Origin of the sequence: Paenacidovorax caeni (assembly GCF_001298675.1) — a bacterium.
GTDB classification, from domain to species: Bacteria; Pseudomonadota; Gammaproteobacteria; order Burkholderiales; family Burkholderiaceae_C; genus Paenacidovorax; species Paenacidovorax caeni.
The window spans coordinates 1-1,341 of record NZ_CYIG01000126.1 but is presented as its reverse complement, the minus strand read 5'-3'; the positions used below and the strand labels follow the sequence as shown (position 1 = coordinate 1,341).

Annotated in this window: 1 protein-coding gene and 1 pseudogene; both read left to right on the top strand. The window is 63.2% G+C overall.

Annotation, left to right across the window (positions count from 1 at the left end):
• Positions 1–131: 131 nt before the first annotated feature.
• Positions 132–737, top strand: a pseudogene (locus BN2503_RS19050) (oxidoreductase dimerization domain-containing protein); the annotation flags it as partial.
• A 108-nt stretch (positions 738–845) separates the two neighbouring features.
• A partial coding sequence (locus tag BN2503_RS19045) for a transposase zinc-binding domain-containing protein (RefSeq protein ID WP_199445291.1) occupies positions 846–1,341 on the top strand: 496 nt, incomplete at its 3' end.

The window sequence follows — 1,341 nt, the reverse complement described above, 5'->3', positions numbered from 1 at the left end:
AACCGACCACGGTTTGACGCCACGAATCGCAGATTTGAAAGTGAACAGGAAAGTCAATGAAATCAACGATCTACCAACACCACCTCCGCGCCAGTGCTAGCTTTTCGTACCGTCACTTATTGCACTGAAAACGAGGAGACCCCAACGTGGACATCCAGATGCGCACCAATGTGCCGCACATCTTCGCCATCGGCGACATCGTGGGCCAGCCCATGCTGGCGCACAAGGCGGTGCACGAGGCGCATGTGGCGGCGGAAGTGATCGCCGGCGAATTGCAGGGCAACAAGGAACTGGCCAGCGCCGCCTTCAACGCCCGCGTGATCCCCAGCGTGGCCTACACCGACCCCGAAGTGGCCTGGGTGGGCCTGACCGAAGACCAGGCCAAGCAGCAGGGCATCAAGGTCAAGAAGGGCCTGTTCCCCTGGGCGGCCTCGGGCCGCGCCATTGCCAACGGCCGCGACGAAGGCGTCACCAAGCTGCTGTTCGACGACAGCCCCGAAGCAGGATCAGGAGACGGCCATGCTGGCCGGGGCCACGGCAAGATCCTGGGCGGCGGCATGGTCGGCACGCATGCGGGCGACATGATCGGCGAGATCGCCCTGGCCATCGAGATGGGTGCGGACGCTGTCGACATCGGCAAGACCATCCACCCGCATCCGACGCTGGGCGAGAGCATCGGCATGGCGGCGGAAGTGGCGCATGGCAGCTGCACGGATGTGCCGCCTGCGCGCAAGTAAGTCCGCAGCCAAGCTACCCTGACAAGGCCCGAACTGGCGACGGTTCGGGCCTTGTGCTTTGCGTACCCAAACAATCGCCGCAGAATACTGTGCATTTGTACAGTATTCATGTCAGCCACTTCCAAGCCCAAGCTCTACAACCCACGCCACCCCGAACGCACGCTGCTCTACCAAATGGTAGCCGAGCACTACGAGACCTGGCTAGAGTTGGCCAGCGCGGGTCAGTTCGACGGCCAGGGCGACCACCACACCCCCAAGCCCTTCGTGCGCAAAGCGTTTGCCAAGTATCTTGAGTGCGGCATCTTTGCCCATGGCTTTGCCCGCGCTCGCTGCGGCGACTGTGGGCACGACTACTTTGTAGCCTTCTCCTGCAAAGGCCGGGGAGTCTGCCCCTCGTGCACCACGCGGCGGATGGTGGAGACGGCGGCACACCTGAGCGACCACGTTTTCCCCCGCCTGCCGGTGCGCCAGTGGGTGCTCTCCGTGCCCAAGAGGTTGCGGTACTTCATGCAACGCGACGGAGCGGTGCTGAGCATGGTGCTGCGCATCTTTCTGCGGGTGATCGCACAAACTCTGCAGACCCACAGCCCCGGTGCGGCCCATA